Genomic DNA, 26,745 nt, shown 5'->3' on the forward strand with positions numbered 1-26,745 from the left:
AATGCGGTGGATCAGTGAGCAGAGATGTAGCTGACCCACCGCATTCGCGAGCAAGCCCGCTCCCACATTTGGAATGTATTTCATCTGATCGTTCCCACGCTCTGCGTGGGAATGCCGCCCTGGACGCTCCGCGTCCGCGCTTGGGGCGTGACGCAGAGCGTCACAGGATGCATTCCCACGCAGAGCGTGGGAACGATCTGTGCATAGGCCAATAAATATCGGTTTCTTTCGTAGGAGGTTTCTGAATGTTACCGGCCGCTCTAAATGTGTAACCCCACGCCCAATCCTGAGGCAATGTGCTACGCCTGTGCCCCGAAAACCCGCGTTTTAGACGCCCTCGGAAATAAGATTAAACGCCAGACTTGCCGTGCTAGAAGGGTTTGCGAATAATAGGCCCGCAATTTGCAGCATCAACAGGTTTAATATCTTTTGTCTCTGCATAAAATTCAGAGGCTGTCAATGTGCTGGAACCGCTTTCTCAGTGCTTCTGTAAATTGTTGTCGCATTGAGGAAATATCGGCTTCCGGCCTGTCGTTAGAATGCCGATCACTCGCTCGTCGTCTCCTGTATCAATTCGGGGTAGGACGCAGCACCGCTATTCGGTTTCACTTAAGTCGCATCGTGGGCCACGGCTCATTCTGCTTTTTGCCCTATACCGATGGAGTCCCAAGATGAAGAAACTTGTGCTGTTGGGCGCCCTGGCGCTGTCCGTGCTGTCCATGCAGGCCTTCGCTGATGAAAAGCCTCTGAAAATTGGTATCGAAGCGGCTTACCCTCCGTTTGCCTCGAAGGCGCCGGATGGCAGCATCGTCGGTTTTGACTACGACATCGGCAACGCCCTGTGCGCTGAGATGAAGGTCAAGTGCGTATGGGTTGAGCAAGAATTCGACGGCCTGATCCCTGCGCTCAAAGTGCGCAAGATCGACGCGATCCTGTCGTCCATGTCCATCACCGAAGACCGCAAGAAGTCTGTGGACTTCACCAACCGCTATTACCTGAGCCCAGCGCAGCTGGTGATGAAGGAAGGCACTAAGGTCAGCGACAGCCTGGATGAACTGAAGGGCAAGAAAATCGGCGTGCAACGCGGTTCGATCCACGATCGTTTCGCCAAGGAAGTCCTGGCGCCTAAAGGTGTCACGGTTGTGCCTTACAGCTCGCAGAACGAAATCTATCTGGACGTGGAAGCCGCTCGTCTTGACGGCACCGTGGCCGACGCCACCCTGCTGCAAGATGGCTTCCTGAAAACCCCGGCCGGTAAAGGCTACGCGTTCGTGGGCCCACAGTTCACCGACGCCAAGTACTTCGGTGACGGCATCGGTATCGCTGTGCGTAAAGGCGACAAGGCCGACCTGGACAAGATCAACGCGGCCATCGCGGCGATTCGTGCCAACGGCGAATACAAGAAAATCCAGGACAAATACTTCGACTTCGATATTTACGGCGCTGACCCTAAGTAACTCGTCGCAGCTGACTGTCCACAATGGCGCAAGCAACAGAATTCCTGAGGTTTGCGCCATTTTTTCATCCCCCTTTTCGAGGACCTGAATCATGTTGAACGGCTACGGGGCTGTCATCCTCGATGGCGCATGGTTGACGCTTCAGCTCGCCTTGTCGTCCATGGCCTTGGCCATTGTTCTGGGTCTGATCGGGGTCGCGTTACGCCTGTCGCCGGTGCGCTGGTTGGCTTGGCTGGGTGACTTGTACTCCACGGTGATCCGCGGGATCCCCGACCTGGTGCTGATTCTGCTGATTTTCTACGGCGGCCAGGACCTGCTTAACCGCGTCGCGCCGATGCTTGGCTATGACGACTATATCGACTTGAACCCCTTGGCCGCCGGTATCGGCACCCTGGGTTTCATCTTTGGCGCCTACCTCTCGGAAACCTTCCGTGGCGCCTTCATGGCCATCCCCAAGGGCCAGGCCGAGGCCGGCCTTGCGTATGGCATGAGCAGTTTCCAGGTGTTTTTCCGGGTGATGGTGCCGCAAATGATTCGGCTGGCGATCCCTGGTTTCACCAACAACTGGCTGGTACTCACCAAGGCCACCGCGCTGATTTCGGTGGTGGGCCTGCAAGACATGATGTTCAAGGCCAAGCAGGCGGCAGACGCCACCCGCGAGCCTTTTACCTTCTTCCTCGCAGTGGCGGCGATGTACCTGGTGATCACCAGCGTATCGTTGCTGGCCCTGCGTTACCTTGAGAAGCGCTACTCGGTAGGCGTAAGGGCGGCTGATCTATGATCTTCGACTACAACGTCATCTGGGAAGCCATGCCGCTGTACCTTGGCGGCCTGGCAACCACCCTGAAACTGCTGGCCATTTCGCTGTTCTTCGGCCTGCTCGCCGCCTTGCCCCTGGGCTTGATGCGTGTGTCCAAGCAGCCGGTCATCAACGGTGCGGCCTGGCTCTACACCTATGTGATCCGCGGCACGCCGATGCTGGTGCAGCTGTTTTTGATCTACTACGGCCTGGCCCAATTTGAAGCGGTGCGTGAAAGCTTCCTGTGGCCGCTGCTGTCGAGCGCCACGTTCTGCGCGTGCCTGGCGTTTGCGATCAACACCAGCGCCTACACCGCCGAAATCATCGCCGGCAGCCTCAAGGCCACGCCGAACGGTGAGATCGAAGCGGCCAAGGCCATGGGCATGTCGCGCTACAAGCTGTACCGCCGCATCCTGCTGCCGTCGGCCCTGCGCCGCGCGCTGCCGCAGTACAGCAACGAAGTGATCATGATGCTGCAGACCACCAGCCTGGCGTCCATCGTCACCTTGATCGACATCACCGGTGCTGCACGCACCGTGAACGCTCAGTATTACTTGCCGTTCGAAGCCTATATCACCGCCGGCGTGTTCTACCTGTGCCTGACCTTTATCCTGGTACGCCTGTTCAAGTTGGCCGAGCGCCGCTGGCTGAGCTACCTGGCTCCACGGAAGCATTGATATGGAACGTATCGATCACCTGTTGCCCTGGGGGCAGCTGGGCTGCGAGCGTCAGCTGAGCGTATTTCGCTTCGGCAGTGGCGAGCGCAAGGCCTATATCCAGGCCAGCCTGCACGCCGACGAATTGCCGGGGATGCGCGCAGCGTGGGAGCTGAAAAAGCGCCTTACCGAGCTTGAACAGCAAGGCGCCCTCAACGGGGTGATCGAGTTGGTGCCGGTGGCCAACCCGATGGGCCTGGGCCAACTGCTGCAAGGCAGCCACCAGGGGCGTTTCGAGGTGGGTAGCGGCAAGAATTTCAACCGTGATTTCGTCGAGTTGAGCGCGCCGGTTGCCGAGTTGCTCAAGGGCAAGCTGGGTGATGATGCCCACGCTAATGTGCGCATGATCCGCCAGGCGATGGCCGACGCACTCGCCGCATTGCCCGCGCCGAGCAGTCAGCTGCAAGGCATGCAGCGCATTTTGCTCAGCCACGCCTGCAGCGCCGATGTGGTGCTCGACCTGCATTGCGACGCCGAAGCTGCATTGCACATGTATGCGTTGCCCCAGCACTGGCCGCAGTGGCGCTCGTTGTCGGCGCACTTGAATGTGAAAGTCGGCCTGCTGGCGGAAGACTCCGGCGGCAGTTCGTTTGATGAGGCGTGCTCGCTGCCGTGGTTGCGTCTGTCGCAGGCGTTCCCGGACGCGCAGATTCCACTGGCGTGCCTGGCGACTACCCTGGAATTGGGCGGCCAGGCCGACACGGGCCGTGATGAAGCGATTTTCCATGCCGAGGGCATCCTGGCGTTCCTGGCCGAGCAGGGCTTGATCACAGGTCAATGGCCGGCGCCGCAATACGAAGCGTGCGAAGGCTTGCCGTTTGAAGGCACCGAATTGTTGTTCGCGCCCCATGCCGGCGTCATCAGTTACCTGCGTAAAGCCGGTGATTCGGTGCAGGCGGGCGATGAGATTTTTGAAGTGATTGACCCTCTGACCGACCGCGTCAGCATTGTCTGCGCGGGTACATCCGGGGTGTTGTTTGCCGTTGAACGGCTACGTTATGCCCAAGCGGGTTTCTGGCTGGCCAAGGTGGCGGGGCGCGAAGCGCTGCGTCACGGGCGCTTGCTCAACGACTGACCACCTGTTTTTGTGAGAACCGACCGCATGTACAAACTTGAAGTCCAAGACCTGCATAAACGCTATGGCAGTCATGAAGTGCTCAAAGGCGTGTCCCTGGCCGCAGCGGCCGGTGATGTGATCAGCATCATCGGTTCCAGTGGTTCGGGCAAAAGTACCTTTTTGCGCTGCATCAACCTGCTGGAGCAACCCCACGCCGGCAAGATTCTGCTCAATAACGAAGAGCTGAAACTGGTGGCCAACAAGGACGGCGCCATGAAGGCCGCCGACCCGAAGCAACTGCAACGCATGCGTTCGCGCCTGTCCATGGTGTTCCAGCATTTCAACCTGTGGTCGCACATGACTGCGCTGGAAAACGTGATGGAAGCGCCGGTGCATGTGTTGGGCATGTCGAAAAAAGACGCGCGTGAAAAGGCCGAGCACTACCTGGCCAAAGTCGGCGTGGGCCATCGTAAGGATGCGTTCCCCGGCCACATGTCCGGTGGCGAGCAGCAGCGCGTGGCCATCGCCCGCGCCCTGGCGATGGAGCCGGAGGTGATGCTGTTCGACGAACCCACCTCGGCCCTCGACCCGGAGCTGGTCGGTGAAGTGCTCAAGGTGATGCAGGACCTGGCCCAGGAAGGCCGCACCATGGTGGTGGTGACCCACGAAATGGGCTTTGCCCGTGAAGTCTCGAACCAGTTGGTGTTTTTGCACAAAGGCATCGTCGAAGAACGGGGTAACCCGCGTGAAGTGCTGGTGAACCCGCAGTCCGAGCGGTTGCAGCAGTTCCTGTCCGGTAGCTTGAAATAATCAAGACTGCTTTTGTGCACTCAAATAGTGCATATTTCGCAGCCTTGAGGTCGCCTCGTTTCCTGTGGGAGCTGGCTTGTTGTGGCGAGGGAGCTTGGCGAGTCGTCGCACCGTCCCGCACGACAGCGCAGCTGGAGCCGGCGTTTGGGGGTGCTTCGTACCCCAGCGCAAGCAAGCTTGCTCGCCACAACAAGCCAGCTCCCACATTAGATCTCATATGGTTTGAGATTTGTGTTGGTTTCCGGGCTAGCATTGGCCTTTGTCTTCATCACCGTTCTTCGTTTCGGATAGCACTCCATGACCGCCCATAAAATTGGTTTCCTGATTTGGCCCAGCACAAAAGCACTCACGCTTGCGCTGGCTGAGGAGGCTTTGCGCGTTGCTCAGCGGGTGCATCCGGATGTGGTGTACGAACTGTCGTTCTTGCAGGCCGAACCGCGCACCGAAGGGGCCTGGCAATTACCGGGCGAGCCTTGGGCCGGCAAGCTTGAAGGCTTCCAGAAACTGTTCCTGCTGGCGGACGAACCGCCGACCGTGATCGCCTCTCAGCTCAGCACCGCGCTCAAGCAGCTTGTTCGGGCGGGCTGTGTGATTGGTGGCTTGTCGGCGGGCGTGTACCCACTGGCCCAGTTGGGTTTGCTCGACGGCTACCGCGCCGCCGTGCATTGGCGCTGGCAGGATGACTTCGCCGAGCGTTTCCCCAAGGTGATCGCCACCAGCCATTTGTTCGACTGGGACCGCGACCGCCTGACCGCCTGCGGCGGCATGTCGGTGCTCGACCTGTTGCTGGCGGTGTTGGCCCGTGACCATGGCGCCGAACTGGCCGGTGCGGTCTCCGAAGAGCTGGTGGTGGAGCGCATCCGCGAAGGCGGCGAGCGCCAGCGCATCCCACTGCAAAACCGCCTGGGCTCCAGCCATCCGAAGCTGACCCAGGCGGTGTTGCTGATGGAAGCCAATATCGAAGAACCGCTGACCACCGACGAAATTGCCCAGCACGTGTGCGTGTCGCGACGACAACTCGAGCGGATCTTCAAGCAGTACCTCAATCGCGTCCCGAGCCAGTACTACCTGGAACTGCGCCTGAACAAGGCCCGCCAGATGCTCATGCAAACCAGCAAGTCGATCATCCAGATCGGCCTGTCGTGCGGTTTCTCCTCGGGGCCGCACTTCTCCAGCGCCTACCGCAATTTCTTCGGCGCCACGCCGCGTGAAGACCGTAACCAGCGGCGCAGCAGCAGCCCGTTTGAGCTGTCGTCGGTGCCGTCCGAGCGCGGTTGAGCCGCTTTACTGCTCCCCCTCTGTTTCGGACGAAGTGGCTGAGGACTCGGTCTCTGTGTCGGAGTTGATGGGCGCCGGTTGCCGAGCCTGCGGCACGTCAAAATCCACCGCCGTGCGGTTGTAGTAACGACGCAACATGGCAAGGGTGGCGGGTGAGAACCGGTTGTCGCTCAAATCGAAACCTGCCGCAGCGTCAGGGTCGACCTCCAGCAGGTCGGTGGGCAGTTCAGTAATACGGTTATTGCCCAGGTTCAGTTGCGTGAGCTCCGGCAGGTTGAAGGTACCGCGCGGTGCCTCGGTAAGCCCGCTGCTTTCCATCATCAAGGTGGTCAAGCCAGACATTTTGCTCACATCGGGCGTGAGTTCCAGCGGGTTGTCACTCAGGTCCAGGTATTCCAGGGTGTGCAGGTCGCTCAAGGCGTCGACACTGCTGGGGGTCAGGCGCAGATGGCTTCGCGTCAGGCTGAGGGTCTTCAGCCTGGGCAGATTGAACACATCGGCGGGGATGTCTTGCAGCCGATAACGGTGGATCAGCAAACTTTCCAGGTTGGGGAACCGAGCCAGAAAGCCATCAGGTATTGAGGTGGTTTCCTGCGCTCGCATGTCCAGCCGGGTCACGTGCTTGAAATCCACGTTCAGTTTTGGCAAATCGCCCAGCAGCGGCAGTGTTATTGCCATTTGATGGGTCTGTGCCGGCGGCTCATGATTTAAATTCAGGCTGGTTTCGCGGCGCCAGCCTTCCTCCAGTATGTCCTTGAGTTGCCCGCGAATGAGTTGTTGCTCTGCGCGTGACACCTCGCCCATGGGTTGGTCTATGAACGGATCGCGCGTGGGTACATTCACGACCCACTCCTGCAGGTCCGCCTGCAGGCGTTCATAGTCTGCGGTCAGGTCTACCAGTGCCGCCATTGATTCATCCAGGCTGCCGGGCAGCCTGAAGATAAATTGATTGGCTTCATAGGGGGTGTAGGTCGGGTAAAGCGCCTGAGCCAGGCGCAACTCGGCAGGGTTGGCGTCTGCGCCAAAATGTTCTCCGGTGGCCTGGCAGTAGGTTTTGATCCTTTGCAGGGTCGCGCGTGAGAGCGGGTTGCCGGAAAGGTCAAAGGCCCTGGCAGCGGTGGCGGGCAGGGAAAAGAGCGTATCGGGTAGCCTGCGCAGGTAGTTGTCGCGCAGGTTGATGCTTCTCAACAGCGGCCGGTCAAGCAGGCCACTGGGGAGCAGGGACAGCCCGGTGTTGCTCAGGTCCAGCGTTTGCAGGTGGGCCATGTTTTCCAGATTGGGGGCAAGCGCCAGCGGGTTGTTGGCAAGATCCAGGGTGTGAAGTGCGGTCAGGTTGGCGAGGTCTGCGCGGCTTTGGGTGGTCAGGTTGAGCGCGCAGTTACGCAGGGTCAGTGCATTGAGGGGGGTCAATGCGGTGATCTCGGCAGGCAGGGTTCTCAGGGCGATGTCACTGATGGCCAGCCGGCGCAGCCCGGGGAAACGCGCGAGGAAAACCGGTGTGCCTCGGGTGGTGAGGTAGCCCCTCAACTCCAGACTGGTGATGTGCCCGAAACCGGTATCGAGTAGGGGCAGTTCGCCGTATATGGGCTGGTTGAGTTGTAAAAAGTGTCCATTGTCATACGGTGGGTCCAATGGTGTTTCGTGGCGCCAGGCACTGATTAGTCGTTGGGCCCAGACAAAGCGGTTCTGCTGTTCTGAGGCAATTGTCCAGCGGTTTAACGGCAGGTCGGTGCCCAGCAATGTTTGCGGCACATTCTGCCGCCAGGCCAGCAGGCGGTTGTTTAACTGTGAGAACTCCTGTTTCAGGTATTGCAGGGTGAGTAACGGCGTGCCGGGGTCGTGTTGCATCGACACCAGTACGGCGTTCAACTCGCTGGGGCTCAGGCGCGGATACAATTCGTGCAGTCGTTCTTCCAGTGTCGGCTGCGCGCTGCCGTCCGGCGCCGAGGGGCTTGCCTCGTAGCCTTCCATGCCGCCGGGCAGGCGCATCAGTGTCGGGTCGTAGGCCGGTTTGAGCACAGGTGCTTCGGCCAGCAGCGCGCCGACGTCCTCGCGCCCCAATGTGTGCTGGCGCAGGGTTTCTTTCAAACGTGGGCCTTGCCCGATATGAATACCCAGTGCGCCGCGCTGCGCGTCGGGCAGCGCCTGGAGCACGGCGGTATAAAAATCGGTTTCGCCCAGCAGGGTGCCCTTGCTGTCTTCGGGAATATAGTCACCCTCAATGGTGCGCACGAGCAGGCGCTGGATCGGCGCCTCGGCGGAGCCGACGGCATCGCGGACCGGGCCGGTGCGGCTGAAGTCGCGCACTCGCAGGCGGACCTGCGGCGACCAGCCCGGCAGGTTCTCCAGGGAGTGCAGGGCGAGCCGGTGGGTGTCGGCAGTTTCCAGCGTGCTCATGTACAGGCCTTCATATGCTCGGCTGATTCTGACCTGATGTGCCGCCCAGCGTGCGCGTTCAACCAGGTGTGCGGGCACGTTGCCCTGGTCGATTGCCAACAGGTCCTGGCCGGTGGCGCCGAGCAACACTTCTTCGCCGGCGCTGGTCGGCAGGCCGGGTGTGGTGTCGAGGATTTTTTGCAGGCGGGCGTCTTTGGTGATTTCTAAGCCGCGATAACGGGAGTCAAACATCGAGGCGCGTTTGTCCTGGGCTTTGCTTGCCAGCTGTTTGCGCAGTTTTGCGGCGCGCACGTGCAGTTGCGTGGCAGGTGTACCGAAGTCTTCTTCGAGCAAGGTTTTGCGTTCTGATTCGTCCAGGGTTTCCAGCAAGGTCTTGAGCAAGCCGCCGTTGTTCATCTGGGCTTCGTGTATTTGCGCCACGGCGGCGTCTTCCCGGCCCTTATGTTCCCAGACGGTTTCACCTTTGGCGTTGAGAAAGCGCAACGTTTTAGACTCGGGCCACAGGCCTGTCTGGCTAAGCAGCCAGAGCTGGGTCTGCACATCGGCCTTTTGATAAATCAGTGGGTCATCACTGTTCATTTGGTCGATGAAGTCTTGCAATTGTTGATCGATAAGACTGCGCTTGAGTGTGTCGGCCAACAAGGGTGGCGCCGGCTGATTGTCCATATACAGCTTGCGCAGGGCGCCGTCGTCGGTGCCGCTGATGCGATGGGCTTGCTCCAGGCGTGTTTCGCTGATGCTGTCGGCGGGTGGGCCGAGGCGGCGCAGCAAGGTGGTGCGATCCCATGTCAGTGGGCGGTCCAGTGGTGTCAGCCAGGCACCTTTTCCATTGCCAATAATGGGTGGGCTGTAGGCATGCGCGTGGGTTGGGTGCGCCAGCATGGCGTTGCCGGTGGATTGCTTGACGGAAAAATGCTGCCCGTTGAGCGCCAGGATCTGTTTGTCGGCGAGGGTGTGTAACCCTTCGCGGTTGGGCTGTGATTCGTCGGCCAGTTGAATGTCATGGGCATAGGGCGCCAGGTCCGGGTTCCATAAGCGGGTTTTTCCGTCGCTCGTGGTGACCGGGTGAAGACCGTCAAGGAAGTCCCAGACTTCACGCGGCAGTGTCTCTCGCAGCAGGCCTTCGGCAATCGGTGCGCCAACTGCGAACATGCCCAGTTGCACCATTTGCTCAAGGATCGACATCAGGTGCCCGAATGCCTGGCGTTTGAGGCCCTCGGCCCAGCCGATGATGCCTTCGAAAACCTCATCCATCAGTTGGTAGGCGGTGTAGCCGAGCATCAGCAGGCCTAGCGGTGGAATGAAGGGGGTTGCGATGAAGGCGGCGACTTCGAGCAGGGCTTTGCCGATTTTCTGCACAATGTCCCAGCGCTGCCAGCGTGCCTTGCTGTCGACGTCGGCGGTGGACACGGCGATGTCTCGCGCATCGTTGAGCAATTTGCTGAGCTTGGTCTCATACAGATGCTCATACAGGTCACCGCTGATTTTTGTCGCATGCAACTGCAGTTTGGGTTTGGCGATCGGCTCGGCGCGCCATGCCGGTCTTGGGTCGCCGGGAGTCGGCTGATGCCAGATCACCTCGGATAAGCGGTTGTTCAGGTCGGCAAAGAAGTAGGCGCGGTGTTCGTGGTTGACGAAGCGGCTGAAGAACGCCTGGTACTCGGTATCGCGTAGTTTTTCGCAGAGGTCCTGAATAAACGCTATGCCGTTGGCGTAATACTTGAGGGGGGCCATTGGGTCGCCAGGGATGTACGCCACCATGGGGGCTTCGCTGTGGTGCAACTCCAGGTCTGCGGCAAACAGCACAATGCCGGCCAGTGGCGCATCCATCAGGCTCAGGCTGTGGTTGAGCAGCGTCTTGCCTTCAAGCGTCAGGCCGCTGAAGCCTTTGAGCTGCTCCTGCAGGGTGCGCAGCACTGCGTTGCTGCCATCTTTTTTCAGGCGTGCCATGTGCACTGCCGCCTGGGCCTCGGCCTTCAGGCTCTCGACCACCTTGCTGCGCAGCGCGGCTTTGCGAGTGGCGTTTTTGCCACCGAAAAATGTTTCGAGGTAGCCTTGGTATTGCGCGCCGATGTCCAGTTCACGGCACAGCCCGATGAATTCCTCGATACTGATTTTGCCCTTCAGCGCAGGCAAAGTATCGAACTGCCCCGAAGCGGAGGGTTGGGTGATGAAGGTTGACTCTGCGGTGTAGGCGGCTTTTTCGCTTTCTGCGGCGTCGAAGTTGTGCAGCGCCGCGTCCACCAACGATACGGTCCAGGCTTTGACACCCCCGGTTTCGATGGGGAACAGCGGTATCGTCAGGGGCGCGTACAGGCGCAGGTAGGTGCTACTGACATCGGGCGCGATATCAAACTGCGCCTTGAGCGCGTTTTGCAGCAACGGCGCGGCGAAAGCTTGCGGCGTTTTCAGGTCGGCCAGCGCCGTGTCCAGGGCGTTTTGCGCCGCCCAGCTTTTCTCCGTGGCCTGCTTGAGCGCAGCCTGTTGCTCGCGGCTGGCGCTGGCCTGCCAGTCTGCAAAGTCAAGCGAGGTGCTTTTCAAGGTCTGGAGCCTGGCGTTTGACGCATTTGCCAACCATTGCGGCAGACGGGTATGAACCCCGGCAGGCACTTTGCTTGCGGCCTGTTTGAGCCGATGGCTGATCGTCGTCAGTGTGAGGATGGACATGTGGCTGATCCTTCAGTGAGTTGAGTCACCTTCATCACAGCAAGCCTGATTGGCACCCGGGGGCCAGATAGTTGACGCAACCTTTGAAATCAGCAGGCGATGCCCCTGCCTCTCAAACGATGCAACGTTTAAACTGCGCCATTGCGACGCTATTTGTCGCATTGGCGTAAACCCGCCAAAAACGCGGGTTGGCGCTATAAGAAGTTGTCGCTTGGCGGCAAGGCCGCGCTGAAAACTGTCCTTACAATCCCTGCATCGCCCGCCAGTTCCAGGCAGGCGTTCCTCTTCAGGAGACTCCGATGTCCGTTGAGCAAGCCCCGGTGCAACGTGCCGATTTCGACCAGGTGATGGTGCCCAACTACGCACCTGCCGCCTTTATCCCCGTGCGTGGCGCAGGTTCGCGCGTGTGGGACCAGGCCGGTCGCGAGCTGATCGACTTTGCCGGCGGCATCGCGGTCAACGTATTGGGCCACGCCCACCCGGCGCTGGTCGGTGCACTGACCGAACAGGCCAACAAGCTGTGGCACGTCTCCAACGTGTTCACCAATGAGCCGGCCCTGCGCCTGGCCCATAAACTGATTGACGCCACCTTTGCCGAGCGCGTGTTCTTCTGCAACTCCGGCGCCGAAGCCAACGAGGCCGCGTTCAAGCTGGCCCGTCGCGTGGCGTTCGACCGTTTCGGCACCGAGAAATACGAAATTATTGCCGCGCTGAACAGCTTCCACGGCCGCACTCTGTTCACCGTCAACGTCGGTGGCCAGTCCAAGTATTCCGATGGTTTCGGGCCCAAGATCACCGGTATCACCCACGTGCCTTATAACGACCTGGCCGCGCTCAAAGCCGCCGTGTCGGACAAGACCTGCGCCGTGGTGCTGGAGCCGATCCAGGGCGAAGGCGGCGTATTGCCGGCCGAGCTGGCTTACCTGCAAGGCGCCCGCGAACTGTGCGACGCCAACAACGCGCTGCTGGTGTTCGACGAAGTGCAAACCGGCATGGGCCGCAGCGGCCACCTGTTCGCCTACCAGCATTACGGCGTGACGCCAGACATCCTCACCAGCGCCAAGAGCCTGGGCGGTGGTTTCCCGATCGCAGCCATGCTGACCCGTGAAGACCTGGCCAAGCACCTGGTGGTCGGCACCCACGGCACCACTTACGGCGGCAACCCGCTGGCGTGCGCGGTGGCCGAGGCGGTGATCGACGTGATCAACACCCCAGAAGTGCTGGCCGGTGTGAACGCCAGGCACGACCTGTTCAAGGCACGCCTGGAGCAGATCGGCAAGCAATATGGCATTTTCACCGAAGTGCGCGGCCTGGGCCTGCTGATCGGTTGCGTGCTGAGCGATGCGTTCAAAGGCCGTGCCAAGGACGTGTTCAACGCGGCCGAAAAAGAAAACCTGATGATCCTGCAAGCCGGCCCCGACGTGGTGCGTTTCGCACCGAGTCTGGTGGTGGAAGACGCGGATATCAACGAAGGCCTGGACCGCTTCGAACGTGCTGTGAAGACGCTGACGCAAGCGTGATGGACCGCTTGGCGTCTGGTGATCAGACGTCGAGCACATATTTCAAATGCCGGACCAGAATCCAATCTGGGAGCCGCTTGTGTGGCGAGGGAGCTTGCTCCCGCTGGAGTGCGTAGCGCTCCCAAAATATTGGGGCCGCTACGCAGCCCAGCGGGAGCAAGCTCCCTCGCCACACACGTGCGCTTACACCCTGTGTTGATTCAAAACCTGTCCGGCATTTTTCCCTCTGTGAGTTTTTCGAGTTAAGGAGTGACACCATGCTGGTGATGCGCCCCGCGCAAATGGCTGATCTGGGCGAGGTACAGCGTCTGGCTGCGGACAGCCCGATTGGTGTCACCTCCTTGCCGGACGATGTGGAACGCCTGAGCGACAAGATCGCCGCCAGCGAAGCGTCCTTCGCGGCCGAGGTGAGTTTCAACGGTGAAGAAAGCTATTTCTTCGTGCTCGAAGACACCGAGACCGGCAAGCTTGCCGGCTGCTCGGCCATCGTCGCCTCGGCCGGTTACTCGGAGCCGTTCTACAGCTTCCGTAACGAGACCTTCGTGCACGCTTCCCGCGAGCTGAAGATCCACAACAAGATCCACGTGCTTTCCCAGTGCCACGACCTCACCGGCAACAGCCTGCTCACCAGTTTCTACGTGCAGCCTGCGCTGGTCGGTTCGCCGTGGTCGGAACTCAATTCCCGCGGCCGCCTGCTGTTCGTCGCCAGCCACCCCGAGCGCTTTGCCGACTCGGTGGTGACCGAAATTGTCGGCTACAGCGATGAGAACGGTGACTCGCCGTTCTGGGACGCCATCGGTCGCAACTTCTTCGACCTCAACTACGCCGCCGCCGAGCGCCTGTGCGGGCTGAAAAGCCGCACCTTCCTCGCCGAACTGATGCCGCACTACCCGATCTACGTGCCGCTGTTGCCGGACGAAGCCCAGGAGGCGATGGGCCAGGTGCACCCGCGTGCGCAGATCACCTTCGACATCCTCATGCGCGAAGGCTTTGAGACCGACCACTACATCGACATCTTCGACGGCGGCCCAACGTTGCACGCACGGGTCTCGGGCATTCGCTCGATCGCCCAGAGCCGCGTGGTGCCGGTAAAAATCGGCGAGATGGCCAAGGGTGTTGGCCGCCAGTACCTGGTAAGCAACGCGCAGTTGCAGGATTACCGCGCGGTGATGCTGGAACTGGATTACGCGCCCGGCAAGCCAGTGACCCTGGACCTGGAAGCGGCCGAAGCGTTGGGCGTTGGTGAAGGCGCGAGTGTGCGCCTGGTAGCGGTTTAAAAAGAGAGTTTCGCGGGTGGCTGCAAAGCGGCCCGTCTGAGGAGATAGCATGATCGTTCGTCCCGTACGCAGCAGCGATTTACCGGCCCTGATTGATCTGGCGCGCAGCACCGGCACCGGCCTCACCACCTTGCCGGCCAACGAAGAACGCCTGACCCACCGGGTTGGCTGGGCGGAAAAAACCTTCCGTGGCGAAGCCGGGCGTGGCGATGCCGACTACCTGTTCGTGCTGGAAAACGACGAAGGCCGCGTGGTGGGCATTTCTGCCATCGCCGGTGCCGTCGGCCTGCGTGAGCCTTGGTACAACTTCCGGGTCGGCCTCACGGTCAGCGCTTCCCAGGAACTGAACATTTACCGCGAGATTCCGACGCTGTTTTTGGCCAACGACCTCACCGGCAATTCCGAATTGTGCTCGTTGTTCCTGCACGCCGATTACCGTACCGGCCTTAACGGCCGCATGCTGGCCAAGGCGCGCATGCTGTTTATCGCCGAGTTCCCGCAGCTGTTCGGTAACAAGATCATTGCCGAGATGCGTGGCGTGTCCAACGAAGCCGGGCGTTCGCCTTTCTGGGAAAGCCTGGGGCGACACTTTTTCAAGATGGAGTTCAGCCAGGCTGACTACCTCACCGGCGTGGGCAATAAGGCGTTTATCGCTGAGCTGATGCCCAAGTTTCCGCTGTACAGCTGCTTCTTGTCTGAAGACGCGCGCCATGTCATCGGTAAGGTTCACCCCGACACCGAGCCGGCGCTGAGCATGCTCAAGAGTGAAGGCTTCAGCTACCAGGGCTATGTCGATATCTTCGACGCCGGCCCGGCGGTGGAATGTGAAACCAGCAAAATCCGTGCGGTGCGTGACAGCCAGTCGCTGGTGTTAGCCATCGGCACGCCGGGGGACGACGCTACGCCGTTCCTGATCCATAACCGCAAGCGCGAGGAGTGCCGCATTACGGCCGCTCCGGCCCGGCTGGCGGCAGGCACTTTGGTGGTCGATCCGCAAACCGCCAAGCGCCTGCAACTGGTGGTGGGTGATCAAGTGCGCGCTGTTGCGTTGTCTGCTGCTCGGGAGTCGAAATAATGAATTCGCTGTATATCGCAGGTAGCTGGCTGGCTGGCCAGGGTGAACTGTTTGAATCGCGCAACCCGGTGACCCAACAGGTGCTGTGGGCCGGTAATGGCGCCACCGCCGAACAGGTTGAGTCCGCCGTGCAGGCAGCGCGCCAGGCGTTTCCAGGCTGGGCGCGCCGCCCGCTGGACGAGCGCATCAGCATGCTGGAAACCTTTGCCGCCGCGCTGAAAACGCGCGCCGATGAAATCGCCCGCTGCATCGGCGAGGAAACCGGCAAGCCCCTGTGGGAATCGGCCACCGAAGTCACCAGCATGGCCAACAAGATTGCCATCTCGGTGCAAAGCTACCGCGAACGAACCGGCGAAAAGAGCGGCCCATTGGGCGACGCCACGGCCGTATTGCGTCACAAACCCCACGGTGTGGTGGCGGTGTTCGGCCCTTACAACTTCCCGGGCCATTTGCCCAACGGGCATATCGTGCCGGCCTTGCTGGCGGGTAACACGGTGCTGTTCAAGCCGAGCGAGCTGACCCCAAAAGTCGCCGAGCTGACCGTGCAATGCTGGATCGAAGCCGGTTTGCCGGCGGGCGTGCTGAACCTGCTGCAAGGTGCGCGGGAAACCGGCATAGCGCTGGCGGCCAACCCAGGCATAGACGGCTTGTTCTTCACCGGCTCCAGCCGCACGGGCAATCATCTGCACCAGCAGTTCTCCGGGCGTCCGGACAAGATCCTCGCCCTGGAGATGGGCGGCAACAACCCATTGGTGGTCGACGAAGTGGCCGATGTGGACGCGGCGGTCTACACCATTATTCAGTCGGCATTTATTTCGGCTGGCCAGCGTTGCACCTGCGCCCGTCGCTTGCTGGTGCCCGAAGGCGCCTGGGGCGATGCCTTGCTGGCGCGTCTGGTGGCGGTGAGCGCGACCATCGCAGTCGGTGCGTTTGACCAGCAGCCGCCGCCATTCATGGGGTCAGTGATTTCCCTTGGCGCGGCCAAAGCCTTGATGGACGCCCAGGAACTGATGCTGGCCAATGGCGCGGTAGCGCTGCTGGAAATGACCCAGCCTCAGGCTCAAGCGGCCTTGCTGACGCCAGGCATCATCGACGTGACCGGCGTGACCGAGCGCGAAGATGAAGAACTGTTCGGCCCATTGCTGCAAGTGATCCGCTACGCTGACTTTGCCGGGGCGATTGCCGAGGCCAACAACACTCAATACGGGCTGGCCGCGGGGCTGTTGTCGGACTCCGAAGCGCGCTATCAGCAGTTCTGGCTGGAAAGCCGCGCCGGTATCGTCAACTGGAACAAACAGCTGACCGGCGCTGCCAGTACTGCGCCGTTCGGCGGTGTGGGTGCTTCGGGCAACCATCGCGCCAGCGCCTATTATGCGGCGGACTATTGCGCGTACCCGGTGGCGTCGCTGGAAACCCCAAGCCTGGTGGTCCCGGCAACGCTGACCCCGGGCATTACGCTGATCTAAAGGTGGGTGCGGGCCCATGTGGGAGCGGGCTTGCTCGCGAAAGCGGTGGTTCAGTCGCCAGATGTATTGACTGACACACCGTATTCGCGAGCAAGCCCGCTCCCACACAAGCCCGCTCCCACAGTTGATTTGTGGTGTGTTCAAGTAATTTGATGCCTATAAAAACAGATGTTCGTGGAGCCTCGCCGATGAAATCCTATGAAGTCAATTTTGACGGTCTAGTGGGGCCGACCCATAACTACGGCGGTTTGTCCTACGGCAACGTCGCGTCTCAGAGCAACAGCCAGCAGTCTTCGAACCCCAAGGAAGCGGCGTTGCAGGGCCTGCAGAAAATGAAAGCCCTGATGGACATGGGCTTTGTGCAAGGCGTGCTGGCGCCGCAAGAGCGCCCGGATGTGGCCGCCTTGCGCAACTTAGGCTTCAGCGGCACTGACGCCCAAGTGATCCAGCAAGCCGCCAAGCAGGCGATGCCTTTGCTGGTGGCCAGCTGCTCGGCGTCGAGCATGTGGGTGGCCAACGCTGCCACGGTCAGCCCGAGCGCCGACACGGCGGATGGCCGCGTGCATTTCACTGCTGCCAACCTCAACTGTAAATACCACCGCAGCATCGAGCACCCGACCACCAGCCGTGTGCTGGGGGCGATGTTTGCTGACGGCAAACACTTCGCCCATCACGCCGCGTTGCCGGCGGTGGCGCAGTTCGGCGACGAAGGCGCGGCCAACCACACGCGTTTTTGCCGAGAGTACGGCGAGGCTGGGGTTGAGTTCTTCGTGTTCGGCCGCAGTGCCTTCGACACCCGTTACCCGGCGCCGCAAAAATATCCGGCGCGCCAGACCCTCGAAGCCTCCCAGGCGGTTGCACGTCTGCACGGTTTGAAAGACGACGGCGTGGTGTACGGCCAGCAGAACCCGGCGGTGATCGACGCCGGCGTGTTCCATAATGACGTGATCGCAGTGGGCAACGGCGAAGTGCTGTTCTACCACGAGGACGCGTTCCTCAATACCGAGCAGATGCTCGCCGAATTGCAAGGCAAGTTGGGCAAGCTGGGGGGCAACTTCCAGTCGGTGTGTGTGCCCCGCGCCCAGGTCAGCGTAGAGGACGCGGTGCGCTCCTACCTGTTCAACAGCCAGTTGCTGACCCGCGCCGACGGCTCGATGCTGCTGATCGTGCCGGAAGAATGCCGCGCCAACGAGCGTGTCTGGCAGTACCTGCAAGGCCTGACCGCGTCCGGTGGGCTGATCCGTGAAGTGAAAGTGTTCGACCTCAAGCAAAGCATGCAGAACGGCGGTGGCCCAGCGTGCCTGCGCTTGCGTGTGGCCTTGAATGAAACGGAACTGGCGGCGGTGAACCCAGGCGTTATCATGACCGCGCCGTTGTACGAAACCCTGACCCAATGGGTCGACAAGCACTACCGCGACAGCCTGCGTGAAAGCGACCTGGCTGACCCGCAATTGCTGCTTGAGTGCCGGACGGCACTGGATGAACTGACGCAAATCCTTAAACTGGGCTCGGTTTATCCTTTCCAGATCAATTAAATCCGCCTCTTTTTACACCCTGTGCTGAGAACTATTTATGACCACCGACACCCTGAAACTGATCCTTGAAGACACCGACGGCACCCAGCTGGAAACCTCCTGCACCCGCGTTGCCGTGGTGTGGCAGGGCAAGGAAATCTGGATCCAGCACGACGGCCGTGGCCAACTGCTGATCGGCGTGGACGTGGAAGAAGGTGACGCTGAATACGCCAACCTGCTGATGCGCCCGCTGGCCACCAACCTGATGAGCCTGCAATTGGAAATGGAACCGGCCGACGTTGAAGGTGATGACGACGATCACGTTCACGGCCCTGGCTGCAACCACTAAGGAAGCTGCTTATGCTCGCCCTCGGCAAACTGCTTGAACTGACCCTCGCCGGTCGCGAACCGGCGCAAAAAATTCAACTGACTGTCGACGGCGTGCAGATGCGCTGGCTCAGCGAAGGCGCGCTCGAAGTGCGCCCTCCGCAGGCCTTGGACAACGGCAGCGACCTGCTGCTGTCGTCCGGCATCCATGGCAACGAAACCGCGCCGATCGAACTGCTCGACCGCCTGTTGCATGGCATCGCCCGTGGGGAGATCAAGCCTCGCACGCGTATTCTGTTCCTGTTCGGTAACCCCGAGGCCATGCGCCGCGGCGAGCGTTACCTGGAACTGGACGTCAACCGGCTGTTCAACGGCCGCCACGAACAAAACATCGGCCCGGAGGCCATGCGCGCCGCCGAGCTTGAGCAATTGGCTCGCAGCTTCTTCAGCCTGCCGGACCGTTCGCGCCTGCATTACGACCTGCACACGGCCATTCGCGGCTCGAAGATCGAGCAGTTCGCGCTGTACCCGTTCAAGGACGGGCGCCAGCATTCGCGCCATGAGCTGGCGCGCCTGAACGCTGCCGGTATGCAGGCGGTGTTGCTGCAGAACAAAACCTCGATCACCTTTACCGCGTTCACCTACGAGCAACTGGACGCCGAAGCCTTCACCCTGGAGTTGGGCAAGGCGCGGCCGTTCGGGCAGAACCAGGGCGTGGATGTGTCACGCCTGGAAACCCGCCTCAAGCAGATCATCGAGGGCAATGAGCCCGAAACCGAGAGCGTCGATGGCTTGCAACTGTTTGCCGTCTCACGCGAAGTGATCAAGCACAGTGATGCGTTTCTGCTGCACCTGCCGGCGGATGTGGAAAACTTCTCGCCGTTGGCCAAGGGCTACCTGTTGGCTGAAGACGTGGCCAAGACCCGCTGGGTGATCGAGGAGGAGGGCGCGCGCATCATTTTCCCGAACCCGAAGGTCAAGAATGGTTTGCGGGCGGGGATATTGATCGTGCCGACCACGGATGCTGGCCTGGCATAAATCTAAAGGCTTGGCGGGATCCAAATGTGGGAGCGGGCTTGCTCGCGAAAGCGCAGTGTCAGTCAATACATAAGCTGACTGATAGACCGCCTTCGCGAGCAAGCCCGCTCCCACATTGGTTTTGCAGTGTTGCTTAGACCGCTACAGCACGCGGCTCGCTGCGACGGATCGCACGCACCTTGTGCAGCGTGTCGGCGCAAGTACGCGCAGCTTCCTGGCCCTTGTGCACGAAGTGCTCGTAGAAGAAGGTGTGGTGCTCGCTGCCCGCGTGGAAGTGATGCGGGGTCAGGGACACCGAGAACACCGGCACTTCGGTTTCCAGCTGCACTTGCATCAGGCCGCTGACCACCGATTGGGCAACGAATTCGTGGCGGTAGATGCCACCGTCCACCACCAGCGCAGCGGCAACGATGCCGGCGTAACGGCCGGTCTTGGCCAGCAGCTTGGCGTGCAGGGGCATTTCAAAGGCGCCGCCGACTTCGAAGAAATCGATGTCCGATTCCTGGTAGCCCTGGGCGATCATTTCGGCGAGGAAGCCTTTGCGCGATTGGTCGACAATATCCTTGTGCCAGCAGGCCTGGATAAACGCGACGCGCTCGCCGTGATGGTTTTTGCTTTTGCTGTCGATTGCGGTGGGTTGCATGTTCTGACTCCTGTTTAAGAAAAAAACAGGGCGTTATGAATCGAATGGGATTTCAAGGGTACGAACAGCGGCGTCATGCAGGCATGAGTTCAGCGCGCGGCCCTTGGGTGCCAATCCCGTTCTCTCTTCATCCGGACTATGACCGTCGGCCCCGGGATCACACCGGGTCTGCTGACCTTGTCGCCGTCCTGCGTGAGCAGTTCGAGGCGCCAAGCGCTCGCGGGCTATGCACATTGCGTGCAATTACCGCCGGTGGGGAATTACACCCCGCCCTGAGAACGTTGCCGCCAGAACCCTGGCGGCGGAGAGTTTTTAACATGGTTTTTCAAAAACTGCACGAGCGTCGTATCGATAAGCTATATCGGTTTGTTTGGTTGGTATTCGATTGAATGCACGTGGGGCTTGATATTGCGTGGCTTTGCCCGCAGTAATCGTTAATACGACAACAAAGTTCAGAGGCCCCCGGATGACCGTCATAGACCTGCGCAGCGACACCGTGACCCAACCCACCCCTGGCATGCTCGACGCGATGGCCACTGCCGTCAGCGGTGATGATGTCTACGGTGAAGACCCGAGCGTCAACCAGCTGGAAGCCGAGTTGGCCAAGCGCCTGGGCTTCGCTGCCGCGCTGTTCGTGCCCACCGGCACCATGAGCAACTTGCTGGCGCTGATGGCCCACTGTGAGCGCGGCGAGGAATACATCGTCGGCCAGCAGGCCCACACCTACAAATACGAAGGCGGTGGCGCGGCGGTGCTCGGCTCGATCCAGCCGCAGCCGCTGGAGGTGCAAGCCGACGGTTCGCTGGACCTGGACCACGTACTGGCGGCGATCAAGCCGGATGACTTCCACTTCGCCCGCACCCGCTTGTTAGCGTTGGAAAACACCATGCAGGGCAAAGTGCTGCCGCTGGCATACCTGGCGAAAGCGCGGACGTTTACCCGTGAACATGGCCTGGCGTTGCACTTGGATGGCGCGCGACTCTACAACGCTGCGGTCAAGCTCGGTGTGGATGCGCGGGAGATCGCTCAGCATTTCGACTCGGTGTCGGTGTGCCTGTCCAAAGGGTTGGGTGCGCCGATCGGCTCGGTGCTGTGTGGCTCCACGGCGCTGATCGCCAAGGCGCGGCGCCTGCGCAAGATGGTCGGCGGTGGCATGCGCCAGGCCGGCTCGCTGGCGGCGGCGGGCCTGTATGCCCTGGATCATCAGGTGCAGCGCCTGGCGGATGACCACGCCAACGCCCAATGGCTGGGGGATGCACTGCGCGACGCCGGCTTTGAGGTGGAGCCGGTGCAAACCAACATGGTGTACGTGCAGATTGGCGATCAGGCCCAGGCGCTGAAGGCCTTTGCCGCCGAACGCGGGATCAAGTTGAGCGCCGCGCCACGTCTGCGCATGGTCACTCACCTGGATGTCAGCCGGGCGCAGATGGAGCAAGTGGTGCAGACATTTGTCGAGTTTTCCCGAAAATGACCGTGCAGACCGTCTAATTGACTGTTTCTATCACATAAACACGCTGTACCCCCGGCAAAGGGCCGATATAATGCGGCCCTTTGCCGTCGCTCCGTCTGATGATGTTGCGCACTGGCCTTTGGCCGCAGACTCCGTGGAAGAACCTAATGAAAAGCGCAGAAATCCGTGAAGCCTTCCTTCGCTTCTTCGAAGAGCAAGGCCACACCCGTGTAGCCTCCAGCTCCTTGATCCCAGGCAATGACCCAACCCTGCTGTTCACCAACGCGGGGATGAACCAGTTCAAGGACTGCTTCCTGGGCCAGGAAAAGCGCGCCTACACCCGCGCCACCAGCAGCCAGAAGTGCGTACGCGCCGGCGGCAAGAACAGCGACCTGGAAAACGTCGGTTATACCGCCCGTCACCACACCTTTTTCGAGATGCTGGGTAACTTCAGCTTCGGCGACTATTTCAAGAAAGATGCGATCACCTTCGCCTGGACCTTCCTGACCGGCGTGTTGAAGCTGCCCAAGGAAAAGCTCTGGGTTACGGTCTACGCGACCGACGACGAAGCCTACGACATCTGGACCCAGCAAATTGGTGTGCCAGCCGAGCGTATGATTCGCATCGGCGACAACAAGGGCGCGCCTTACGCATCCGACAACTTCTGGACCATGGGCGATACCGGCCCGTGTGGCCCGTGCACCGAGATTTTCTATGATCACGGCGCCGATATCTGGGGCGGCCCACCGGGCTCGCCGGAAGAAGACGGCGACCGTTACATCGAGATCTGGAACAACGTGTTCATGCAGTTCAACCGCACCGCCGATGGCGTGTTGCATCCGCTGCCGGCGCCGTCGGTGGACACCGGCATGGGCCTGGAGCGGATCAGTGCGGTGATGCAGCACGTGCATTCCAACTACGAAATCGACCTGTTCACCAACCTGCTGAGCGCATCGGCGGCCGCCATTGGCTGCGCCAATGACAACCAGTCTTCGCTCAAGGTGGTATCGGACCACATCCGTTCGTGCGGTTTCCTGATCGCCGACGGTGTGCTGCCGTCCAACGAAGGCCGCGGCTATGTGCTGCGCCGCATCATTCGCCGCGCTTGCCGTCACGGTAACAAGCTGGGCGCCACCGGCAGCTTCTTCTACAAGATCGTTGCCGCGCTGGTGGCCGAGATGGGCGATGCCTTCCCGGAACTCAAGCAGCAGCAGGCCAACATCGAACGCGTGCTCAAGGCTGAAGAAGAGCAGTTCTCCAAGACCCTGGAGCACGGCCTGAAGATCCTCGAGCAGGACCTGGCTGAACTCAAAGGCACCGTGGTGCCGGGCGATGTAGTGTTCAAGTTGTATGACACCTACGGTTTCCCGATGGACCTGACCGCCGACATCGCCCGCGAGCGCGAGCTGACCATCGATGAGGCGGGTTTTGAGCGTGAGATGGAGGCCCAGCGCGTGCGCGCCCGTTCCGCCAGCTCCTTTGGCCTGGACTACAACACCCTGGTCAAGGTTGACGTGCCCACCGAGTTCACCGGTTACGCGGCGACCGTTGGCGCGGCCAAGATCGTGGCCATCTACAAAGACGGCAAGTCGGTCGACGTATTGAGCGAAGGCGACGAAGCGGTGGTGGTTCTGGACCAGACGCCGTTCTACGCCGAATCCGGTGGCCAGGTGGGTGACTGTGGTTTCCTGAGTTCGACGTCCGGGCGTTTTGAAGTGCGTGACACCACCAAGACCGGCGGCGCGTTCCTGCACCACGGCGTGCTGGTGTTGGGTAACCTGACGGTCGGCGCGCCGGTCGACACTCAAGTCGATGCCGACGTGCGGCATGCAACTGCTTTGAATCATTCTGCCACTCACTTGCTGCACGCTGCGTTGCGCCAAGTGTTGGGTGAGCATGTGCAGCAGAAGGGGTCGTTGGTGGACAGCCAGCGCCTGCGTTTCGACTTCAGCCACTTTGAAGCGATCAAGCCTGAGCAGATCAAGGCGTTGGAAGACATCGTCAACGCCGAGATTCGCAAGAATACCCCGGTTGAAACCGAAGAAACCGACATCGAAACCGCCAAGAAGAAAGGCGCCATGGCGCTGTTTGGCGAGAAGTACGGCGACGAAGTGCGCGTACTGAGCATGGGCGGCAGCTTCTCGGTGGAGCTGTGTGGCGGTATCCACGCTAACCGTACGGGCGATATCGGCCTGTTGAAAATCATCAGCGAAGGCGGCGTGGCCTCTGGTGTACGGCGTATTGAAGCGGTCACCGGCGCTGCGGCCCTGGCCTACCTCAATGCGGCTGAAGAACAACTCAAGGAAGCGGCCGGCCTGGTCAAGGGCAGCCGTGACAACCTGATCGACAAGCTGTCGGCCGTGCTGGAGCGCAACCGCGCACTGGAAAAACAGCTGGAGCAGTTGCAGGCCAAGGCGGCGAGCGCAGCGGGCGACGATCTGTCGGCCTCCGCGCTGGACGTCAAGGGCGTGAAAGTGCTGGCTGTGCGCCTGGACGGCCAGGACGGCAAGGCGCTGTTGGCCTTGGTCGATCAGTTGAAGAACAAGCTCGGCCGCGCAGTGATCCTGCTCGGCGGTGTCCATGAGGAAAAGGTCGTTCTGGTTGCCGGTGTAACCAAAGACCTGACTGGCCAACTCAAGGCCGGTGATTTGATGAAGCAAGCCGCTGCGGCAGTGGGCGGGAAGGGCGGTGGTCGTCCGGACATGGCGCAAGGCGGTGGTGTAGACGCAGGCTCCCTGGACGCGGCCCTGGCCCTGACCGTGCCGTTTGTCGAGGCCGGCATTTAAGGCACTGTTAATGAGCCCATGGTCTAGTCATGGGCTCGTTTGGGTGCTGGAAGATTTGTTTATTGGGCGCCCCTTTACGGGCTGAGGCGGCTTAGAAATGGCTTTGATCGTACAGAAATTCGGAGGCACCTCGGTCGGTTCTGTCGAAAGAATCGAGCAGGTCGCCGACAAGGTTAAGAAATTCCGCGACGCCGGCGATGACCTGGTGGTGGTGCTGTCGGCCATGAGCGGCGAGACCAATCGCCTGATCGATCTGGCCAAGGCAATCAGTGGTGATCAACAGCCGCTGCCGCGTGAGCTGGATGTGATCGTGTCCACCGGCGAGCAGGTGACCATTGCCTTGCTGGCCATGGCACTGAACAAACGTGGCGTGCCGGCAGTGTCCTACACGGGCAGCCAGGTGCGCATTCTCACCGACAGCGCGCATACCAAGGCACGCATCCTGCAGATCGATGATCAGAAAATCCGCACAGATCTGAAAGCCGGCCGCGTGGTAGTAGTAGCTGGCTTCCAGGGCGTGGACGAGCAGGGCAACATCACCACCCTCGGGCGTGGCGGTTCGGACACCACCGGCGTGGCGCTGGCAGCGGCTCTCAAGGCCGATGAATGCCAGATCTATACTGACGTGGACGGCGTGTACACCACCGACCCGCGTGTGGTGTCGGTGGCCCAGCGCCTGGACAAGATCACCTTTGAAGAGATGCTGGAAATGGCCAGCCTCGGTTCCAAGGTATTGCAGATCCGCGCGGTGGAGTTCGCCGGCAAGTACAACGTTCCGCTGCGCGTATTGCACAGCTTCAAAGAGGGTCCGGGCACCCTCATTACTATTGATGAAGAGGAATCCATGGAACAGCCGATCATTTCCGGTATCGCTTTCAACCGTGATGAAGCCAAGCTGACGATCCGTGGCGTGCCAGACACCCCGGGCGTGGCCTTCAAGATCCTCGGCCCGATCAGCGGTGCGAACATTGAAGTCGACATGATCGTGCAGAACGTTTCGCACGATAACACCACCGATTTCACCTTCACCGTGCACCGTAACGAGTACGATGCGGCTGAGCGTATTTTGCAGAACACCGCGAGCGAGATTGGCGCCCGTGAAGTGGTCGGCGATACCAAGATCGCCAAGGTGTCGATCGTGGGCGTTGGCATGCGCTCCCATGCCGGCGTTGCCAGCCGTATGTTCGAGGCGCTGGCCAAGGAAAGCATCAACATCCAGATGATCTCCACCTCGGAAATCAAAGTCTCGGTGGTGATCGAGGAGAAGTACCTGGAGCTGGCTGTACGCGCGCTGCACACCGCTTTTGAGCTGGATGCGCCGGCGCGACAAGGCGAGTAAGGCAATGCCAGGAAGGCGCGGTTTACCGCGCCTTTCATTTTTTTGTGGGGCGCATGGTCTTTTGCGTGGGCTCGACAATACTTAGGCCGTTAGGGCTATGGCCGTCAGGTTGTGGGCCGAACGCCTTTTTTTTGCAGACTGTTGTTCCTGAACTGAAATGCGTGAGGTGAAAGGTATGCTGATTCTGACTCGTCGTTGCGCAGAAAGCCTGATTATCGGTGATGGGGAAATCACCGTTACTGTGCTCGGCGTCAAAGGCAATCAAGTGCGTATCGGGGTTAACGCTCCGAAAGAGGTAGCGGTCCACCGCGAGGAAATCTACCTGCGGATCAAGAAAGAGAAGGACGAAGAACCAAGCCTTTAATTTTTATCGTTTTTTATGTTTGCAAACGGGGATGAACGTGGTTAATATACGCCCCGTGTTGCGGAGAGCTGGCCGAGTGGCCGAAGGCGCTCCCCTGCTAAGGGAGTACACCTCAAAAGGGTGTCGGGGGTTCGAATCCCCCGTTCTCCGCCATTATTTGCTTAGTACGTTGCAATCTGGTTTTTTCGCTAAGTTGTTGAAATTAAACGAAAAAATAGCTTTACATAGAGATTGAACGGCCTATAATGCGCGGCAACAAATGCACTCGTAGCTCAGCTGGATAGAGTACTCGGCTACGAACCGAGCGGTCACAGGTTCGAATCCTGTCGAGTGCACCATTTAAGAGTCAGTTGCAGCAATGCAGATGACTTGGCTTCAACCAGTTGTGATCTGGTCTAAAAACACAATCTGCACTCGTAGCTCAGCTGGATAGAGTACTCGGCTACGAACCGAGCGGTCACAGGTTCGAATCCTGTCGAGTGCACCATACAAACAAAAAGCCCGCCTAGTGCGGGCTTTTTGCCGTCTGGGGTTTGTGTAGGATTTCATCTTTTCTCGCACGCCCATGTGTTTTCCTTTCCGTCTGCGTCGTCGCAGTTCATAGATGCAGCCACTGCTCAGCTTTGGCTCGCAAGCACTTGTTCTTTCCAGTTTTTTAACGTTTAAAGCGCGCGCAGCGTGTATCATTGCGCCCGTCAGCCCCGCCGGGGCTTGTGGAATACCTCCATGGACTTACCCAGTAGTTGCTCAGTACCCCGTTTTACC

General features: G+C 60.2%; 19 protein-coding genes, 3 tRNA genes and 1 riboswitch. Of the genes, 20 read left to right on the plus strand and 2 right to left on the minus strand.

Going from position 1 to position 26,745, the window contains the following annotated elements; translation table 11 throughout:
- Positions 1–671 precede the first annotated feature (671 nt).
- From ACTD9P_RS06965 to ACTD9P_RS06990, 6 genes are all read left to right on the plus strand, one after another.
- Positions 672–1,457 carry an ABC transporter substrate-binding protein gene (locus ACTD9P_RS06965; RefSeq protein ID WP_438867151.1) on the plus strand — a complete coding sequence of 262 codons (786 nt, stop codon included), beginning with the start codon at positions 672–674 and terminating at the stop codon, positions 1,455–1,457.
- Between the two features lie 91 nt (positions 1,458–1,548).
- The gene (locus ACTD9P_RS06970; RefSeq protein ID WP_017138431.1) at positions 1,549–2,238 is read left to right on the plus strand and encodes an ABC transporter permease; all 690 of its coding nucleotides are present in this window, start codon (positions 1,549–1,551) and stop codon (positions 2,236–2,238) included.
- Positions 2,235–2,933, plus strand: coding sequence for an ABC transporter permease (locus ACTD9P_RS06975; RefSeq protein ID WP_058422264.1), 699 nt, complete (start codon positions 2,235–2,237; stop codon positions 2,931–2,933). The genes ACTD9P_RS06970 and ACTD9P_RS06975 overlap by 4 nt, the downstream gene beginning before the upstream one ends.
- Before the next feature lies 1 nt (position 2,934).
- On the plus strand, positions 2,935–4,047 hold the full coding sequence (locus tag ACTD9P_RS06980) for a succinylglutamate desuccinylase/aspartoacylase family protein (protein WP_438867152.1): 1,113 nt from the start codon (positions 2,935–2,937) through the stop codon (positions 4,045–4,047).
- A 27-nt stretch (positions 4,048–4,074) separates the two neighbouring features.
- The gene (locus ACTD9P_RS06985) at positions 4,075–4,839 is read left to right on the plus strand and encodes an ABC transporter ATP-binding protein (protein ID WP_003214336.1); all 765 of its coding nucleotides are present in this window, start codon (positions 4,075–4,077) and stop codon (positions 4,837–4,839) included.
- Between the two features lie 297 nt (positions 4,840–5,136).
- Complete coding sequence (locus ACTD9P_RS06990) at positions 5,137–6,117, plus strand: GlxA family transcriptional regulator (RefSeq protein ID WP_017138427.1); 981 nt, start codon at positions 5,137–5,139, stop codon at positions 6,115–6,117.
- A 6-nt stretch (positions 6,118–6,123) separates the two neighbouring features.
- On the opposite strand, the gene ACTD9P_RS06995 is transcribed toward ACTD9P_RS06990, so the two are convergent.
- Positions 6,124–11,181 (minus strand): dermonecrotic toxin domain-containing protein, encoded by a 5,058-nt coding sequence (locus ACTD9P_RS06995; RefSeq protein WP_438867153.1) that lies wholly within the window; start codon positions 11,179–11,181, stop codon positions 6,124–6,126.
- A 299-nt stretch (positions 11,182–11,480) separates the two neighbouring features.
- Here ACTD9P_RS06995 and ACTD9P_RS07000 point away from each other — a divergent pair, with 299 nt between their 5' ends.
- The 7 genes from ACTD9P_RS07000 to astE all read left to right on the plus strand — a co-directional run bounded on the left by ACTD9P_RS07000 (position 11,481) and on the right by astE (position 19,398).
- Positions 11,481–12,701, plus strand: coding sequence for an aspartate aminotransferase family protein (locus tag ACTD9P_RS07000; RefSeq protein WP_438867154.1), 1,221 nt, complete (start codon positions 11,481–11,483; stop codon positions 12,699–12,701).
- 257 nt (positions 12,702–12,958) lie between these two features.
- Positions 12,959–13,978 (plus strand): arginine/ornithine succinyltransferase subunit alpha, encoded by a 1,020-nt coding sequence (gene aruF, locus ACTD9P_RS07005; RefSeq protein WP_169985057.1) that lies wholly within the window; start codon positions 12,959–12,961, stop codon positions 13,976–13,978.
- 49 nt (positions 13,979–14,027) lie between these two features.
- Entirely contained in the window at positions 14,028–15,053 is a 1,026-nt protein-coding gene (gene astA, locus ACTD9P_RS07010; protein WP_438867155.1) for an arginine N-succinyltransferase, read from the plus strand.
- Positions 15,050–16,519, plus strand: coding sequence for a succinylglutamate-semialdehyde dehydrogenase (gene astD / locus ACTD9P_RS07015; protein ID WP_438867198.1), 1,470 nt, complete (start codon positions 15,050–15,052; stop codon positions 16,517–16,519). Before astA ends, astD begins: the two co-directional genes overlap by 4 nt.
- Positions 16,520–16,707: 188 nt before the next feature.
- Complete coding sequence (astB, locus tag ACTD9P_RS07020; RefSeq protein WP_438867156.1) at positions 16,708–18,054, plus strand: N-succinylarginine dihydrolase; 1,347 nt, start codon at positions 16,708–16,710, stop codon at positions 18,052–18,054.
- 37 nt (positions 18,055–18,091) lie between these two features.
- The gene (locus tag ACTD9P_RS07025; protein ID WP_003214319.1) at positions 18,092–18,382 is read left to right on the plus strand and encodes a hypothetical protein; all 291 of its coding nucleotides are present in this window, start codon (positions 18,092–18,094) and stop codon (positions 18,380–18,382) included.
- Between the two features lie 11 nt (positions 18,383–18,393).
- A complete protein-coding gene (gene astE, locus ACTD9P_RS07030; RefSeq protein WP_438867157.1) occupies positions 18,394–19,398 on the plus strand; it encodes a succinylglutamate desuccinylase in 1,005 nt (334 codons plus the stop codon).
- A 133-nt stretch (positions 19,399–19,531) separates the two neighbouring features.
- Here the strand turns inward: astE and ACTD9P_RS07035 are convergent, their stop codons facing one another.
- The gene (locus tag ACTD9P_RS07035) at positions 19,532–20,041 is read right to left on the minus strand and encodes a 6,7-dimethyl-8-ribityllumazine synthase (protein ID WP_003233516.1); all 510 of its coding nucleotides are present in this window, start codon (positions 20,039–20,041) and stop codon (positions 19,532–19,534) included.
- Positions 20,042–20,155: 114 nt separating this feature from the next.
- A riboswitch (FMN riboswitch) is annotated at positions 20,156–20,325 on the minus strand.
- A gap of 182 nt (positions 20,326–20,507) precedes the next feature.
- Between ACTD9P_RS07035 and ltaE the strand changes: the two genes are divergently transcribed.
- The 7 genes from ltaE to ACTD9P_RS07070 all read left to right on the plus strand — a co-directional run bounded on the left by ltaE (position 20,508) and on the right by ACTD9P_RS07070 (position 26,467).
- Positions 20,508–21,512: a low-specificity L-threonine aldolase gene (ltaE, locus tag ACTD9P_RS07040; RefSeq protein WP_438867158.1), complete on the plus strand. Its 1,005-nt coding sequence runs from the start codon at positions 20,508–20,510 to the stop codon at positions 21,510–21,512.
- Between the two features lie 146 nt (positions 21,513–21,658).
- Positions 21,659–24,277, plus strand: a complete 2,619-nt coding sequence (gene alaS, locus ACTD9P_RS07045) for an alanine--tRNA ligase (protein WP_438867159.1) — start codon at positions 21,659–21,661, stop codon at positions 24,275–24,277.
- 97 nt (positions 24,278–24,374) lie between these two features.
- Positions 24,375–25,616 (plus strand): aspartate kinase, encoded by a 1,242-nt coding sequence (locus ACTD9P_RS07050; RefSeq protein ID WP_056861669.1) that lies wholly within the window; start codon positions 24,375–24,377, stop codon positions 25,614–25,616.
- Positions 25,617–25,791: 175 nt separating this feature from the next.
- Complete coding sequence (gene csrA, locus ACTD9P_RS07055; protein ID WP_003175645.1) at positions 25,792–25,980, plus strand: carbon storage regulator CsrA; 189 nt, start codon at positions 25,792–25,794, stop codon at positions 25,978–25,980.
- Positions 25,981–26,042: 62 nt separating this feature from the next.
- Positions 26,043–26,133 (plus strand) — tRNA-Ser (locus ACTD9P_RS07060).
- Positions 26,134–26,241: 108 nt separating this feature from the next.
- Positions 26,242–26,318 (plus strand) — tRNA-Arg (locus ACTD9P_RS07065).
- Between the two features lie 72 nt (positions 26,319–26,390).
- Positions 26,391–26,467: transfer RNA gene (locus ACTD9P_RS07070), tRNA-Arg, on the plus strand.
- Positions 26,468–26,745: the final 278 nt, after the last annotated feature.

This window comes from Pseudomonas onubensis (genome assembly GCF_965653655.1).
In the GTDB taxonomy this organism is placed as follows: Bacteria; Pseudomonadota; Gammaproteobacteria; order Pseudomonadales; family Pseudomonadaceae; genus Aquipseudomonas.